General features: G+C 45.1%; 12 protein-coding genes and 2 tRNA genes. All 14 read right to left on the reverse strand.

Annotated elements, in window-relative coordinates:
* Positions 1 to 34: 34 nt before the first annotated feature.
* A complete protein-coding gene (locus tag BCT11_RS12825; RefSeq protein ID WP_038865889.1) occupies positions 35 to 448 on the reverse strand; it encodes a MarR family transcriptional regulator in 414 nt (137 codons plus the stop codon).
* 97 nt (positions 449 to 545) lie between these two features.
* A complete protein-coding gene (gene nlpI, locus BCT11_RS12830) occupies positions 546 to 1,469 on the reverse strand; it encodes a lipoprotein NlpI (protein WP_038878965.1) in 924 nt (307 codons plus the stop codon).
* 184 nt (positions 1,470 to 1,653) lie between these two features.
* On the reverse strand, positions 1,654 to 3,786 hold the full coding sequence (gene pnp / locus BCT11_RS12835) for a polyribonucleotide nucleotidyltransferase (protein WP_102388479.1): 2,133 nt from the start codon (positions 3,784 to 3,786) through the stop codon (positions 1,654 to 1,656).
* Positions 3,787 to 4,105: 319 nt separating this feature from the next.
* Positions 4,106 to 4,375, reverse strand: a complete 270-nt coding sequence (gene rpsO, locus BCT11_RS12840) for a 30S ribosomal protein S15 (RefSeq protein ID WP_005380094.1) — start codon at positions 4,373 to 4,375, stop codon at positions 4,106 to 4,108.
* A gap of 150 nt (positions 4,376 to 4,525) precedes the next feature.
* Positions 4,526 to 5,470 carry a tRNA pseudouridine(55) synthase TruB gene (truB, locus tag BCT11_RS12845; protein ID WP_102388480.1) on the reverse strand — a complete coding sequence of 315 codons (945 nt, stop codon included), beginning with the start codon at positions 5,468 to 5,470 and terminating at the stop codon, positions 4,526 to 4,528.
* Entirely contained in the window at positions 5,470 to 5,877 is a 408-nt protein-coding gene (gene rbfA, locus BCT11_RS12850) for a 30S ribosome-binding factor RbfA (protein ID WP_005449148.1), read from the reverse strand. Before rbfA ends, truB begins: the two co-directional genes overlap by 1 nt.
* A 109-nt stretch (positions 5,878 to 5,986) precedes the next feature.
* Positions 5,987 to 8,671: a translation initiation factor IF-2 gene (gene infB / locus BCT11_RS12855; RefSeq protein WP_038865880.1), complete on the reverse strand. Its 2,685-nt coding sequence runs from the start codon at positions 8,669 to 8,671 to the stop codon at positions 5,987 to 5,989.
* A 21-nt stretch (positions 8,672 to 8,692) separates the two neighbouring features.
* A complete protein-coding gene (gene nusA / locus BCT11_RS12860) occupies positions 8,693 to 10,180 on the reverse strand; it encodes a transcription termination factor NusA (RefSeq protein WP_038865878.1) in 1,488 nt (495 codons plus the stop codon).
* Between the two features lie 36 nt (positions 10,181 to 10,216).
* Positions 10,217 to 10,672: a ribosome maturation factor RimP gene (rimP, locus tag BCT11_RS12865; protein WP_038865875.1), complete on the reverse strand. Its 456-nt coding sequence runs from the start codon at positions 10,670 to 10,672 to the stop codon at positions 10,217 to 10,219.
* Positions 10,673 to 10,899: 227 nt separating this feature from the next.
* Positions 10,900 to 10,976: transfer RNA gene (locus BCT11_RS12870), tRNA-Met, on the reverse strand.
* Positions 10,977 to 11,032: 56 nt separating this feature from the next.
* A tRNA-Leu gene (locus BCT11_RS12875) sits at positions 11,033 to 11,116 on the reverse strand.
* A 17-nt stretch (positions 11,117 to 11,133) separates the two neighbouring features.
* Positions 11,134 to 11,472, reverse strand: coding sequence for a preprotein translocase subunit SecG (gene secG, locus BCT11_RS12880; RefSeq protein ID WP_010649836.1), 339 nt, complete (start codon positions 11,470 to 11,472; stop codon positions 11,134 to 11,136).
* A 223-nt stretch (positions 11,473 to 11,695) separates the two neighbouring features.
* Positions 11,696 to 13,036: a phosphoglucosamine mutase gene (glmM, locus tag BCT11_RS12885; RefSeq protein WP_038878962.1), complete on the reverse strand. Its 1,341-nt coding sequence runs from the start codon at positions 13,034 to 13,036 to the stop codon at positions 11,696 to 11,698.
* Positions 13,037 to 13,055: 19 nt separating this feature from the next.
* Complete coding sequence (gene folP / locus BCT11_RS12890; RefSeq protein WP_038865870.1) at positions 13,056 to 13,886, reverse strand: dihydropteroate synthase; 831 nt, start codon at positions 13,884 to 13,886, stop codon at positions 13,056 to 13,058.
* Positions 13,887 to 13,905: the final 19 nt, after the last annotated feature.

A 13,905-nucleotide genomic window follows, 5' to 3' on the forward strand; every position in this document is an offset into this window, starting at 1 on the left:
GCTAACTAAATAGATAAAAGAATAAAATGTATGTTTAGTTTCCGAGCGCTTTATCCAGTAGCGCTTTCAGTTGCTGTGCTTCTTGTTTATCAAGTTTACGCACGAGTTGTTCAGAAATATCCTTGTAAACCACTTGCTCTAACGACATTTCTTGAATGACTTCTTCCGTTAAAAGAACACGCTTTGAACGTGCATCTTCATTACAAGCAATGCGTTGTACTAATCCTTTTTTCTCCAAACGAACCACCATGTTAGAAGCGGAAGGTTTTGTCACCTGAAGATCCTCAGCAAGGTCCGTAATTCGAACTCCCTCTGGGTAAAGCTGGATCACTCGTAGATAATCAAACTCGTTAAAGCTCAAATGAGAAAGCGGATCTTCCTTGGCATAAACACGCCACGCTTTTGCACAAAAACGTTCCAAATCAATCAAGCTTTTTTCTAATGCCATTGAGTACAATCCATTTAGTTAGCAAGGCTAACTATTTTAGTGGAGAGGTTCAAAATCTTCAAGCACAAAAAAGCCGCTCTAAGTGAGCGGCCTTCTGTTATTTTGCTTCTTCTTTTTGTTGCTCGGCTTTGAGCTTAGCCAGCTGTTCTTGTTGTAGCCTATCGTATATTTGAGCCAACTCTAGGAAAGAGTAACGATGCTCAACATACTCATACACATTGAAAGAAATCGCCAATTTATACAAGGCAATGGCATCAGCCACATCCCCTTCCAGTTGATAGCGCTTACCTAAATAAAAGTAGGTTTCTGTCAGGCGCTCCGCAAGGCGGTAATTTTCACGCGTGCCATCCATAATAGCTTTAAGTGCGGCATCATCTGACACATCACGAAGCATAATGGCAACAAGCACCCATCCCCACTCTTCGCTGCGATCACGTTGGTAGCGTTTTTCTAAGTTCGCTTTCGCTTGCTCGGGGTTTTGCTCTGCTTCTATGATGTATAACCATAATGCACGGAATGGGTCACTAGGCATCTCTTCGTAGTGCTTAGTCATGTCCTCTAAAGCAAGATCAATTCGACCGCCGTAGTACAACGCAATGGCTCGATTACGTTCTGCGTAAGAGTTTTCTGGTGCTAATTCTAACGTTGAGTCAAAGGCTTCATAAGCCGCATCAAACTCACCTACCTGGGTAAAGTACACCCCAAGTAAGTTAAATATATCAGGTTGAGCAGGGTTTAATTGTAGAGACTGGTTGAAGTCCAAACGAGCAAGATCACGAAGACCAACACTGTCGTAGTAGTTACCACGTTCGTAATGCATTTTTGCGCGCACTTCATCACTTAGATCAGGGCGTTGTAAAAGCTGAGACAGACGCGCGATCTGAACCTCTTGTTGAACACTCGGCTGCAGAGGAACGGCCATCGGTGGATAAATCCATTTCTCCGATGATTGTTGAGATGTATTAGCACAACCGGTCAGCGCGATAGCAACACATAAACTTGCGGTTTGAAACCATTTCACTAATTAGTACTCCTGTTTGGACCGCTCTGGGTCTGTTTCTCTTTTATGCACTATAGGATAGTTAACCTCATTTGAGGGTAAATACTTCGAAACAAACCAAAAAAAAAGGGAGCGAAAATGCTCCCCTTTTATAGCATGCTTTCAGGCTCTTAAGCTAATAAAAGACCAAAAGTCGAAACTAAGATTACTCACCTTTCGCTTCAGATGCGTCAGACGCCTCTTCTGCTGGCTTCTCTACTGCTTCTTTCATGCTTAGACGTACACGGCCTTGACGGTCGATTTCAAGAACTTTAACTTGAACTTCTTGACCTTCAGCTAGGTAGTCAGACACTTTCTCAACACGCTTCTCAGCGATTTGTGAGATATGTACTAGACCATCTTTACCTGGAAGGATAGTAACGAATGCACCAAAGTCTGCTAGACGAGCTACTTTACCAGTGTAGATACGGCCTACTTCAACTTCAGCAGTGATCTCTTCGATACGACGGATAGCTTCTTTCGCTGCAGCACCTTCAGTTGCTGCAATCTTGATAGTACCGTCGTCTTCGATTTCGATAGTTGTACCAGTTTCTTCCGTTAGAGCACGGATAACTGCACCACCTTTACCGATAACGTCTTTGATCTTCTCTGAGCTGATCTTCATTGTATGAATGCGAGGAGCAAATTCAGAGATGTCTTCACGAGCACCAGAGATTGCTTCATCCATTACAGATAGGATGTGCTTACGTGCGCCTTGAGCTTGGTTAAGCGCAATTTGCATGATCTCTTTGGTGATACCTTCGATCTTGATGTCCATTTGAAGTGCAGTGATACCAGATTGAGTACCTGCTACTTTAAAGTCCATGTCGCCTAGGTGGTCTTCGTCACCAAGGATGTCAGAAAGAACAACGAAATCGTCACCTTCTTTAACAAGACCCATTGCGATACCCGCAACAGAAGACTTGATTGGCACACCTGCATCCATAAGAGCAAGAGAAGTACCACATACAGAAGCCATTGATGAAGAACCGTTAGATTCTGTGATTTCTGATACAACACGTACTGTGTATGGGAACTCATCTACAGATGGCATTACTGCAGCGATACCACGCTTAGCCAGTTTACCGTGGCCGATTTCACGACGCTTTGGAGAACCTACAAAACCTGTTTCACCTACACAGTATGGAGGGAAGTTGTAGTGTAGTAGGAAGTGATCTTTACGCTCACCAGTTAGCTCATCAATGATTTGAGCGTCACGTTGTGTACCTAGAGTCGCTGTAACGATCGCCTGAGTTTCACCACGAGTGAATAGCGCGCTACCGTGAGTACGTGGAAGAACGCCAGTACGTACGTCTAGCGCACGAACCATGTCTTTCTCACGACCATCGATACGTGGGTTACCAGCGATGATGCTACGACGTACAACTGTCTTCTCTAGATCGTGGAAGATAGTGTGGATTTCTTTTGTGTTCGCTTCTGGATCTTCAGCAAGTAGCACTTCGTTTACTTCTGCCGCGATTTCGTGAATGCGGTCGTAACGAGCCATCTTTTCTGTGATTTGGTAAGCTTCAACAAGTTTCGCTTCTGCTAGCTCAGCAATCTTGTTGTTAAGCGCAGTGTTCTCTTCAGGAGCAACCCAATCCCAAGCAGGAGTAGCAACTTCAGCTTTGAATTCGTTAATCGCGTTGATAACAACTTGTTGTTGGTCGTGACCGTAAACAACCGCAGCTAGCATTTCTTCTTCAGTTAGGTTGTCTGCTTCTGATTCAACCATTAGTACCGCAGATTCTGTACCTGCAACCACTAGGTCTAGCTTAGATGCATCTAGCTCTGTGTTGCTTGGGTTTAGAACAAGTTGGCCATCAACGTGACCAACACGCGCAGCACCGATAGGACCGTTGAACGGGATACCAGAGATAGCAAGCGCAGCAGAAGTACCGATCATTGTTACGATATCTGGCTGAACGTCTGGGTTTACAGACATTACTGTCGCGATAACCTGAACTTCGTTTTTGAATGCATCAGGGAATAGTGGACGAATTGGGCGGTCAATTAGACGAGCTGTTAGCGTTTCGCCTTCAGAAGGACGGCCTTCACGCTTGAAGAAACCACCAGGGATTTTACCTGCCGCGTAAGTACGCTCTTGGTAGTTTACTGTTAGTGGGAAGAAATCTTGGCCTGTAACCGCTTCTTTCTTACCTACAACTGAAACGAATACTGCTGTATCGTCCATTGTAACCATTACTGCAGCCGTAGCTTGACGTGCGATAACGCCAGTTTCTAGAGTAACTGTGTGGTTACCGTACTGGAACGTTTTAACAACTGGTTTTTCGAACATTGTTATTCCTTGTTTCCGAGCGTTCTTTACGAATAAAGGCGCCTCAGAGTGTGTTAATTGACACTCAAGGTATTACGAATCGCGACTAGTAAAAATGGACTGAGTCAGACTGAAGTACACTTTTAATAGTCGCGACCTTTTGGTCGACTTGGTTGACTGTAATACGATGAGCTTAGTGAAAATCTCAAAACGAGATTTAGCCGCGTGTAGTATAACGGCATAAGTTTGATTTGGCTAAGTTATAGCAGCCAAAATAAGTAACGGGCAACAAAAAAGGGGCATAAAGCCCCTTTTAGACAAACTGCTATGCAGTCGCTTATTAGCGACGTAGGCCTAGACGCTTGATTAGGTCTTGGTAGCGAGCTAGATTTTTACCTTTTAGGTAATCTAGAAGCTTACGACGACGAGAAACCATACGTAGAAGACCACGACGGCTGTGGTGATCGCCTTTGTGTGCTTTGAAGTGACCTTGTAGGTGGTTGATAGAAGCTGTAAGTAGAGCTACTTGAACTTCTGGTGAACCAGTGTCGCCTTCGCCTTGTGCGTATTCTGCAACGATTGCTGCTTTAGTTTCTGCATTCAGAGACATAATTCTCTCCTAATAAGAGTAAGTTTAAAGTTGTAGCAGCCAATCTCTGATTCAGCCGCTACGCGAAGCGCGAATTATAGGGAAGTTTCCTTATCCGCGCAATACAAAAATACCGGCGATTTCGCCGGTATTTTCAATTCATTGGTGAGCTTATGCTTCGTCACGGAAAACCACTAAACGCTTTGGTGCCACTTTTCCGTCATCGTTTAGTTCAGCGACTCCGATGAAAAGTTTCTCTTCACCTGAAGTCATGCGAAGTGGCGTACCAGCAGGTGCGCCGAACACCTGTACAGGCATACCATGCTGAACAAGATTGGTAAGCTCTGCATTGAGGTTTACTTCTGGTAAATCTTCAACCGCAGTATCCATTGGTAGCAATAACGGATCAAGCAGCTCTTTTGGCGCAACTTCATCGCGATGAGCTTGCTCCAGAAGTTCGTTTAACTGCTCTAACGTCACCATTTTATCATATGGGTACTTAGCAACACCCGTACGACGCAGCATCGTCACGTGCGCACCACAACCAAGCATTTCACCAAGATCATCAACGATAGTACGGATGTACGTGCCTTTAGAACAATGTACTTCCATCTCAACTTCATCGCCTTCAAAACGGTGAAGCACAATTTCGTATACCATGATCTTACGAGACTCACGTGGTACTTCGATACCTTTACGCGCGTACTCATACAATGGTTTACCTTGGTACTTCAATGCAGAGAACATTGAAGGAACTTGGTCCGATTCGCCACGGAATGTATCGATGCACGATTCAAGCTTCGCTAGATCTACGTCGATTGGACGAGTCTCTACTATTTCACCATCTGAATCTGACGTATCAGTACGCTCGCCTAACTTAGCAATCACGCGATAACGTTTATCAGAATCCAACAAGAACTGAGAGAACTTAGTTGCTTCGCCTAAGCAGATTGGCAACATGCCCGTCGCTAGTGGGTCCAATGCACCCGTATGACCTGCTTTTTCAGCAAAGAAAATACGTTTTACTTTTTGCAGTGCATCATTTGAAGAAATACCTGTTGGTTTGTCCAACAAGATAACGCCATTAATTGGACGACCTTTACGACGACGAGCCATTACTCTTCCCCTGCCTGATCTTCTTCGCGACCTGAATCTTGCTGTTTACGTTTATCTTCGCTCACAACTTCAGACACTAGGTTCGACATACGCATACCTTCTACTAACGTATTGTCGTAGTAAAAACGGATTTCAGGCGTTAGACGTAGACGAATACGCTTACCAAGCATCATACGAATGTGCACTTCGTGCTCACGTAGCGCTGCTAGGCATGATTCTGGCGTCTGCTCACCCACGCATAGGAAAGTAACGAATACTTTTGCGTAAGCAAGATCTCGTGATACTTCTACATCTGAAATCGTAACCATGCCTAGGCGAGAGTCACGAACTTCGCGTTGAAGGATCATCGCTAGTTCTTTTTGCAGCTGCTGCGATACGCGCTGCGTGCGGCTAAATTCTTTTGACATATTCATTCTCTTAAATAGAAAGAATGGGGGGATGGTCAAGCCAGCCCCCCATGGTGTATTCAACAACCAATTACTATTTGTCTTTCAGACGTTTAGTAATTTTAGTCAATTAGTCTAGAGTACGTTTGATTTCAACGATTTCGAATACTTCGATCTGGTCGCCAACGCGAACGTCGTTGTAGTTCTTAACGCCGATACCACACTCGTAGCCATTCTTAACTTCTTGAACGTCATCTTTAAAGCGACGAAGTGATTCTAGCTCACCTTCGTAGATAACAACGTTGTCGCGTAGAACGCGGATTGGGTTGTTACGCTTAATCAGACCTTCAGTAACCATACAACCAGCGATTGCGCCCAGTTTCGGTGACTTAAATACGTCACGTACTTCAGCAAGACCAATGATTTCTTGCTTGAATTCTGGAGCAAGCATACCGCCCATTGCTTGTTTAACTTCGTCAATCAGTTGGTAAATGATTGAGTAGTAACGTAGATCAACGCTTGCTGCTTCAATCGCACGACGAGCAGAAGCATCAGCACGAACGTTAAAGCCAAGGATGATTGCGTTAGAAGCTTCTGCAAGTACTGCATCAGTTTCAGTAATACCACCAACACCAGAACCAACGATGTTCACTTTAACTTCGTCAGTAGACAGTTTCAGTAGTGAGTCTGCAATCGCTTCTACAGAACCTTGTACGTCTGCTTTTAGTACTACGTTTAGTTCAGCAACTTCACCAGCAGTCATGTTAGAGAACATGTTCTCTAGTTTAGATTTCTGCTGACGAGCAAGTTTCACTTCACGGAACTTACCAGCACGGTAGTTTGCTACTTCACGTGCTTTACGCTCGTCACGTACTACTGTTGCTTCATCACCTGAAGATGGTACGCCTGAAAGACCTAGGATCTCTACAGGGATAGATGGACCAGCTTGAGTGATTTCTTGACCTAGTTCGTCACGCATTGCACGAACACGACCGTATTCTTGGCCACAAAGAACGATATCGCCTTTGTTTAGCGTACCTGATTGAACAAGTACGGTTGCAACTGGACCACGACCTTTATCTAGGCGAGATTCAACAACAACACCAGACGCCATGCCTTCAGCTACAGCCGTAAGTTCAAGAACTTCAGACTGAAGAAGGATAGCTTCTAGAAGACCATCGATATTTGTACCCTGTTTAGCAGAGATGTGAACAAACATGTTCTCACCGCCCCACTCCTCAGGGATTACGTCGTATTGAGCTAGCTCATTCTTAACGTTATCTGGGTTCGCGTCTTCTTTATCGATCTTGTTCACAGCAACAATCAGAGGAACACCAGCCGCTTTCGCGTGCTGAATCGCTTCAACTGTTTGTGGCATTACGCCATCGTCTGCTGCTACAACAAGAACAACGATATCTGTCGCTTGAGCACCACGAGCACGCATTGCAGTAAACGCTGCGTGTCCAGGAGTATCAAGGAACGTGATCATACCGTTGTCAGTTTCAACGTGGTAAGCACCGATGTGCTGTGTGATACCACCCGCTTCGCCTGAAGCAACGTGTGTACGACGGATGTAGTCAAGTGTTGACGTTTTACCGTGGTCAACGTGACCCATGATAGTTACAACTGGAGCGCGAGGTACTGCTTCTGCGTTAGTGTCGCGATCAGATAGTACTGCTTCTTCCAGTTCGTTCTCTTTACGAAGAACGACCTTGTGACCCATTTCTTCAGCAACAAGTTGTGCTGTTTCTTGGTCGATCACTTGGTTGATAGTCGCCATAGCGCCCATCTTCATCATCACTTTGATAACTTCTGTCGCTTTAACCGACATCTTGTTAGCAAGTTCAGAAAGAACGATTGTTTCGCCAATTACTACGTCTTGTTTTGCTACAGTAGCAGACTTATCGAAACCGTGTTGCATTGAAGTTGGCTTAGCAAGTTTGCCTTTGTTACGGCCCTTACCACCACGTTGGTTACGACCACCACGTGACTGCTCTTCTCTAGCTGGTTTCTTCTTCTTACGACGAGCACCGCCTTCTTCTTTACGGTCAGCTGCATCTTCAGCTTCACGAGCGTACGTAGAAGTGGTTACGTGGTAGTCAGAGTTTTCAAGTTCTTTCTTCTTAGACTCTTCTTCAGACCAACGAGCTTCGTTTTCTTCTGCAAGTTTACGAGCTTCTTCAACAAGCTTAGCTGCTTCTTGCTCAGCTTTACGTTGGGCTTCTTCTTCCTGACGACGCTTTAGCTCGTCAGCTTCTTTCTTCGCTTGCGTATTAACATCCGCATTTTTTGCATTCATGTCTTTCTTAGCCTTTTCAGCTTGTGCGCGTTTTGCCTTTTCTTCAGCGTCACGTTTTGCATCCGCTTCACGTTTCACTTTCTCTTCGGCTTCGCGCTGTGCTTTCTCTGCAGCTTCACGTTTGGCTTGTTCTTCTGCCTCACGCTTCGCAAGCTCTTCAGCTTCACGCTTTGCTGCTTCCTCAGCCTCACGTTTTGCATCGTCTTCGATAGTGCTGCGCTTCACATACGTGCGCTTCTTACGCACTTCTACTTGAACATCCTTACTTTTGCCGCCACCTGCTGCAACACTTAGTGTGCTGCGAGTCTTACGCTGAAGCGTCAGTCTAGTAGGTTCAGATTCGCCCGACGTATCGCCGTGCTCTTTCTTCAGGTGAGAGAGAAGCTTTTGCTTCTCTTCATCCGATACATGGTCAGAACTCGCTTTGTTCATGCCAGCGTCAGCAAGTTGTTCCATTAAGCGGTCGACTGGAGTACCAATCTCTTCACTCAGAGCTTTAACTGTTAATTGTGTCATGCCGCTTCCTCCTTGCTGATATTATGCTTCTTCGCCGAACCAACAGATGTTACGTGCAGCCATGATAAGCTCACCTGCGCGTTCTTCTGTCAGGCCTTCAATACCTTCTAAATCGTCGATACCTTGGTCGGCTAGATCTTCTAGTGTTGCAACACCTTTCGCTGCTAGTTTGAACGCCATTTCACGCTCTAGACCTTCAAGACCTAGTAGGTCTTCAGCTGGCTCAAGACCTTCAAATGACTCTTCTTGTGCTAGTGCGATAGTGGTTAGTGCGTCTTTAGCACGGCTACGTAGTTCTTCAACAAGTTCTTCGTTAAGACCGTCTACGTCAAGCAGTTCGTTAACTGGTACGTATGCGATTTCTTCTAGCGTTGAGAAACCTTCTTCAACAAGCAGTTGAGCGAAGTCTTCTTCAATGTCTAGGTACTTCATGAAGTTCTCGATTGATGCTTGAGATTCTTCAGCGTGTTTTTTCTGAAGATCTGCAACAGTCATTACATTCAGTTCCCAACCAGTTAGTTGAGACGCTAGACGAACGTTCTGACCTGCACGACCGATAGCTTGAGCTAGGTTATCTGCTTCAACTGCGATGTCCATTGAGTGTGCATCTTCATCAACAATGATTGATGCTACGTCAGCTGGCGCCATTGCGTTGATAACAAACTGTGCTGGGTTATCATCCCAAAGAACGATATCGATACGCTCACCACCAAGTTCGCCAGATACTGCTTGTACACGTGCACCACGCATACCAACACAAGCGCCCACTGGGTCAATGCGTTTATCGTTTGTTTTAACCGCGATCTTAGCGCGAGAACCAGGATCACGTGCCGCACCTTTAAGCTCGATGATCTCTTCAGCGATCTCAGGCACTTCAACACGGAATAGTTCTGCCAGCATTTCAGGCTTAGAACGCGTGATGAACAGTTGGAAACCACGAGCTTCTGGAGCTACTTTGTACAGAAGACCACGAACACGGTCACCTGGACGGAAGTTTTCACGAGGAAGTTGGTCATCACGTAGGATTACCGCTTCAGCGTTGTTACCAAGGTCCATTACGACAGTTTCACGGTTTACTTTCTTAACAACGCCAGTGATAAGGTCACCTTCGTTGTCAATGAACTGTTCAACGATTTGTGCACGCTCAGCTTCACGTACTTTCTGTACGATAACTTGCTTAGCCGTTTGTGTCGTAATACGGTCAAAAGTAACTGAAGGGATATCATCTTCAACAAAGTCGCCTAGTTGAAGTTCTGGATCTTCATACTGTGCAGCTTCTAGTGAGATTTCTTTTGTTGGATTTTCAACATCTTCTACGATCAACCAACGACGAAATGTTTCGAATTCGCCCGTTTTACGGTCAATAGCAACACGTACGTCGATTTCGATCTCGTACTTTTTCTTAGTAGAAGTTGCTAGAGCAATCTCAAGAGCTTCAAAGATACGCTCACGAGGTACCGCTTTTTCATTCGATACCGCTTCTGCTACCGCTAAAATTTCTTTACTCATTGTATTTAGCCTCTAAGCTTAAACTTTTTTAGGGAACTAAAATTTAGGGATCAGGTTAGCTTTTGAAATGTTACTTAGAGCAAACTCTTCTTGTTGCCCTTCAACAGTAACCGCTATTGTCTCACCATCAACGCTGTGGATAGTACCTGCCCACTTGCGGCGGTTGGCAACAGCCATTTTCAATACGATGCTGACCTCGTGACCAATAAATTGCTCGTAATGTGCTGCTTTGAAAAGTGGTCTTTCTAAGCCTGGAGAAGAAACTTCTAGGCTGTAAGCAACAGAAATTGGATCTTCAACGTCTAATACTGCACTTACCTGATGGCTAACTTCTGCACAGGCATCTACATTGATGCCATTTTCATGGTCGATGTAAATACGTAACGTTGAGTGCGCACCCGCACGAATAAATTCTAATCCAACCAACTCGTAGCCTGATGCCTCTACTGGAGCTTCAAGCATTTCAGTAAGTTGTCTTTCTAAACCAGTCATTTTAACCACTCCAGAAACAAAAAAAGGGCTCAGAGCCCAATCAAAAAACCAAGCAGTATCTGAGAGATTATAAAAACTCAGATAACAAAAAACCCCGAAAGTCGGGGTTTTATGCTGCTGGACCCTGATACGTTAAGAATAGCCAAAAATGCTTTTCTTAACTCACAGTGTGGTTAGCACTGTGCAAACTTGCCAATCGCATCATTCTTTCCAATGAAAGAAGAGATTGGTTGCGGGGGCCGGATTTGAACCGACGACCTTCGGGTTATGAGCCCGACGAGCTACCAAGCTGCTCCACCCCGCGTCCGACTTGCTGAGCATTATACCCTCAAACAAGTGATTTACAAGTTTGTAAATTCATGGTGCCGAGAGAGGGACTCGAACCCTCACACCAAAGGCACTAGCACCTCATGCTAGCGTGTCTACCAATTTCACCATCTCGGCGCATAAACTTTTACAGCTTATTGAGGAATCTCATCACCAGTAGGTGCTGGAACTTCACTCGCTGCATCTTTAACTTGTTCTACAACTGGTTGACCTAACGTTGGGTCTACCCATTGTGACTCAGTCTTGTGCGTAGACATACGACCAAGTAGCAAGCTAATGATAAAAAATACGGTTGCTAAAATAGCAGTTGTTCGGGTTAAGAAATTACCTGAGCCGCTTGCGCCAAACACTGTGTTTGAAGCACCTGCACCGAACGAGGCTCCCATATCTGCGCCTTTACCTTGTTGAATCAACACAAGGCCAATCACACCAAGCGCCGCCAACAGGTAAATCACAAGTAGAACTGAAAACATTTTTTCCACCTATGTTCCAAATTGTTGAGCCAGCGCCGTTCAAAAATAATACTTTCATTTTAGAACAAGGCTAGCGACCTCCTAACGGGAGGCGGAGCAATACTAGCGAAAGCCAGTAACGCTGACAAGGGAAAATTAGCAAAAAATCAGCACTAACGCATTAAGCGCTCAAAAAAAGGGCAAAAGTTGCCCTTTTCTCTCGCAAAAGGCATTAAAGCAATGATTAACAACTCGCTTTTACAGCTTCCGCAATCTTAAGCGCAGAGCTTTGAACGAGATCTGCATCCTCACCTTCCACCATAACACGGATCAATGGCTCGGTGCCTGACTTACGAAGCAACACACGACCCTTATCGCCTAACTCCGCTTCAACCGCCGCTACAGAGTCTAGTACGGCTTGCTCTTCAAGTGGATTGTTATCACCAGCAAAACGAACATTCTCAAGCACTTGAGGGTAAAGTGTCATACCTTGCGACAAATCGTGCAACGACATATCACTGCCAACTACAGACGCAATCACTTGCAGTGCTGCTACGATAGCATCACCCGTAGTTACTTTGTCTAGCAAGATAACGTGGCCTGAATTTTCCGCGCCAATTTTCCAGCCTTTAGCAAGTAGCTGTTCCATGACATAACGGTCACCCACTGCAGCACGCACAAATGGAATGCCTAATTGTTTCAAACCATTTTCCATGCCTAGGTTTGTCATTAGCGTACCAACGACACCACCTTTTAGCTCACCACGACGCAGAGCATCACGTGCGATGATGTAAGCGATTTGGTCACCGTCAATCTTGTTGCCTAGATGGTCAACCATGATAATACGGTCACCGTCACCATCGAACGCCAAGCCGAGATGAGCTTGCTCTTCTACAACGCGCTTTTGTAAAGCACGAACGTCAGTCGCGCCAACTTCAGCGTTGATGTTAGTGCCGTTTGGCTCTACACCCATTGCGATCACTTCTGCACCTAACTCTTTAAATACGTTAGGAGCGATGTGGTAAGTCGCACCGTGTGCACAGTCAACGACAATCTTAAGACTTGCTAGGCTAAGCTCCGATGGGAATGTGCTCTTACAAAATTCAATGTAACGACCAGCAGCATCATTTAGACGTGTCGCTTTACCTAGCTCAGCAGACTCGACACACTCGATGTCTTTATCTAACTCAGCTTCAATAGCAAGCTCGATATCATCTGGTAATTTAGTACCTTCAGACGAGAAGAACTTGATACCGTTGTCGTAATAAGGGTTGTGTGAAGCAGAAATAACAATCCCCGCTTCCGCGCGGAAGGTTTGCGTTAGGTATGCCACCGCCGGTGTTGGCATCGGACCAGTAAAGGTCGCTTTTAACCCCGCAGCAGCAAGGCCGGCTTCCAGTGCAGATTCAAGCATATAACCAGAAATACGCGTATCTTTACCGATGATCACTTTCTTAGTACCTTGTTTTGCTAGTACACGACCAGCAGCCCAGCCAAGCTTAAGTACGAAATCAGGGGTAATTGGGTATTGTCCTACTTTCCCGCGCACACCGTCGGTACCAAAGTAACGTCTTTTATCAGACATAAAACTTTCCTTAATTCTTTTAGATATTATTTTTCGTCATCTCGACAATTTTCATTGCTTCAATGGTTTCTTCAAAATCATGAACTCGAATGATCTGTGCACCTTTCATCGCTGCCAAAGTCGCACAGACAACGCTTGCGTTAGCACACTCGCTCGCTGGCTTATCCAATAATTTAAAAATCATGGACTTACGCGAAAGCCCAGCCAATATAGGTAAACCAAACTCATGAAACTTGTCGAGATGAGCAAGCATATGATAATTGTGTTCTATGGTTTTGCCAAAACCAAAACCAGGATCAAGAATAAGTTGTGACTTTTCGATCCCTACCGATTCGCACGTGGTAATACGTTCATGCAGAAATTCAGCCACATCACTCATCAAATCATCATAGTGAGGGTTGGCTTGCATGGTTCGAGGTTGCCCTTTCATGTGCATCAAACAGATTGGTAAGTTTGATGCAGCAGCCACCTCTAACGCTCCCGGCTCTTGAAGGGCGCGAACATCATTAATGAGATCTGCACCAGCCTCAATCGCTTGACGCATCACTTCAGCTTTACTGGTATCAACAGAAATCCAAACATCGTGCTTTTCACGGATAGCTTTGATCACAGGAATAACACGTTGCAACTCTTCTTCTAATGTAACGTCTGGCGCTCCGGGACGTGTTGATTCGCCACCGATGTCAATAATGCTCACTCCAGCCTTAATCATTTTCTCAGCTTGGATCAAAGCAGAATCAAGATTATTAAACTTGCCACCATCAGAGAATGAATCCGGCGTGACATTGAGAATCGCCATCACGTGAGGATGGGATAGGTTGAGGGATTTATTATTTGCTTTAATGATCATAGCTTTAATAATTACAACA

The sequence above is a fragment of the Vibrio sp. 10N.222.52.B12 genome, from assembly GCF_002875385.1.
Lineage (GTDB): Bacteria > Pseudomonadota > Gammaproteobacteria > Enterobacterales > Vibrionaceae > Vibrio > Vibrio jasicida.

Coding starts and splice junctions, on each gene's coding strand:
- BCT11_RS12825 (WP_038865889.1), bottom strand. CDS start 448: ATGGCATTAGAAAAAAGCTTGATTGATTTGGAACGTTTTTGTGCAAAA.
- pnp (WP_102388479.1), bottom strand. CDS start 3,786: ATGTTCGAAAAACCAGTTGTTAAAACGTTCCAGTACGGTAACCACACA.
- rpsO (WP_005380094.1), bottom strand. CDS start 4,375: ATGTCTCTGAATGCAGAAACTAAAGCAGCAATCGTTGCAGAATACGCA.
- truB (WP_102388480.1), bottom strand. CDS start 5,470: ATGGCTCGTCGTCGTAAAGGTCGTCCAATTAATGGCGTTATCTTGTTG.
- rbfA (WP_005449148.1), bottom strand. CDS start 5,877: ATGTCAAAAGAATTTAGCCGCACGCAGCGCGTATCGCAGCAGCTGCAA.
- infB (WP_038865880.1), bottom strand. CDS start 8,671: ATGACACAATTAACAGTTAAAGCTCTGAGTGAAGAGATTGGTACTCCA.
- nusA (WP_038865878.1), bottom strand. CDS start 10,180: ATGAGTAAAGAAATTTTAGCGGTAGCAGAAGCGGTATCGAATGAAAAA.
- rimP (WP_038865875.1), bottom strand. CDS start 10,672: ATGACTGGTTTAGAAAGACAACTTACTGAAATGCTTGAAGCTCCAGTA.
- secG (WP_010649836.1), bottom strand. CDS start 11,472: ATGTTTTCAGTTCTACTTGTGATTTACCTGTTGGCGGCGCTTGGTGTG.
- glmM (WP_038878962.1), bottom strand. CDS start 13,036: ATGTCTGATAAAAGACGTTACTTTGGTACCGACGGTGTGCGCGGGAAA.
- folP (WP_038865870.1), bottom strand. CDS start 13,886: ATGATCATTAAAGCAAATAATAAATCCCTCAACCTATCCCATCCTCAC.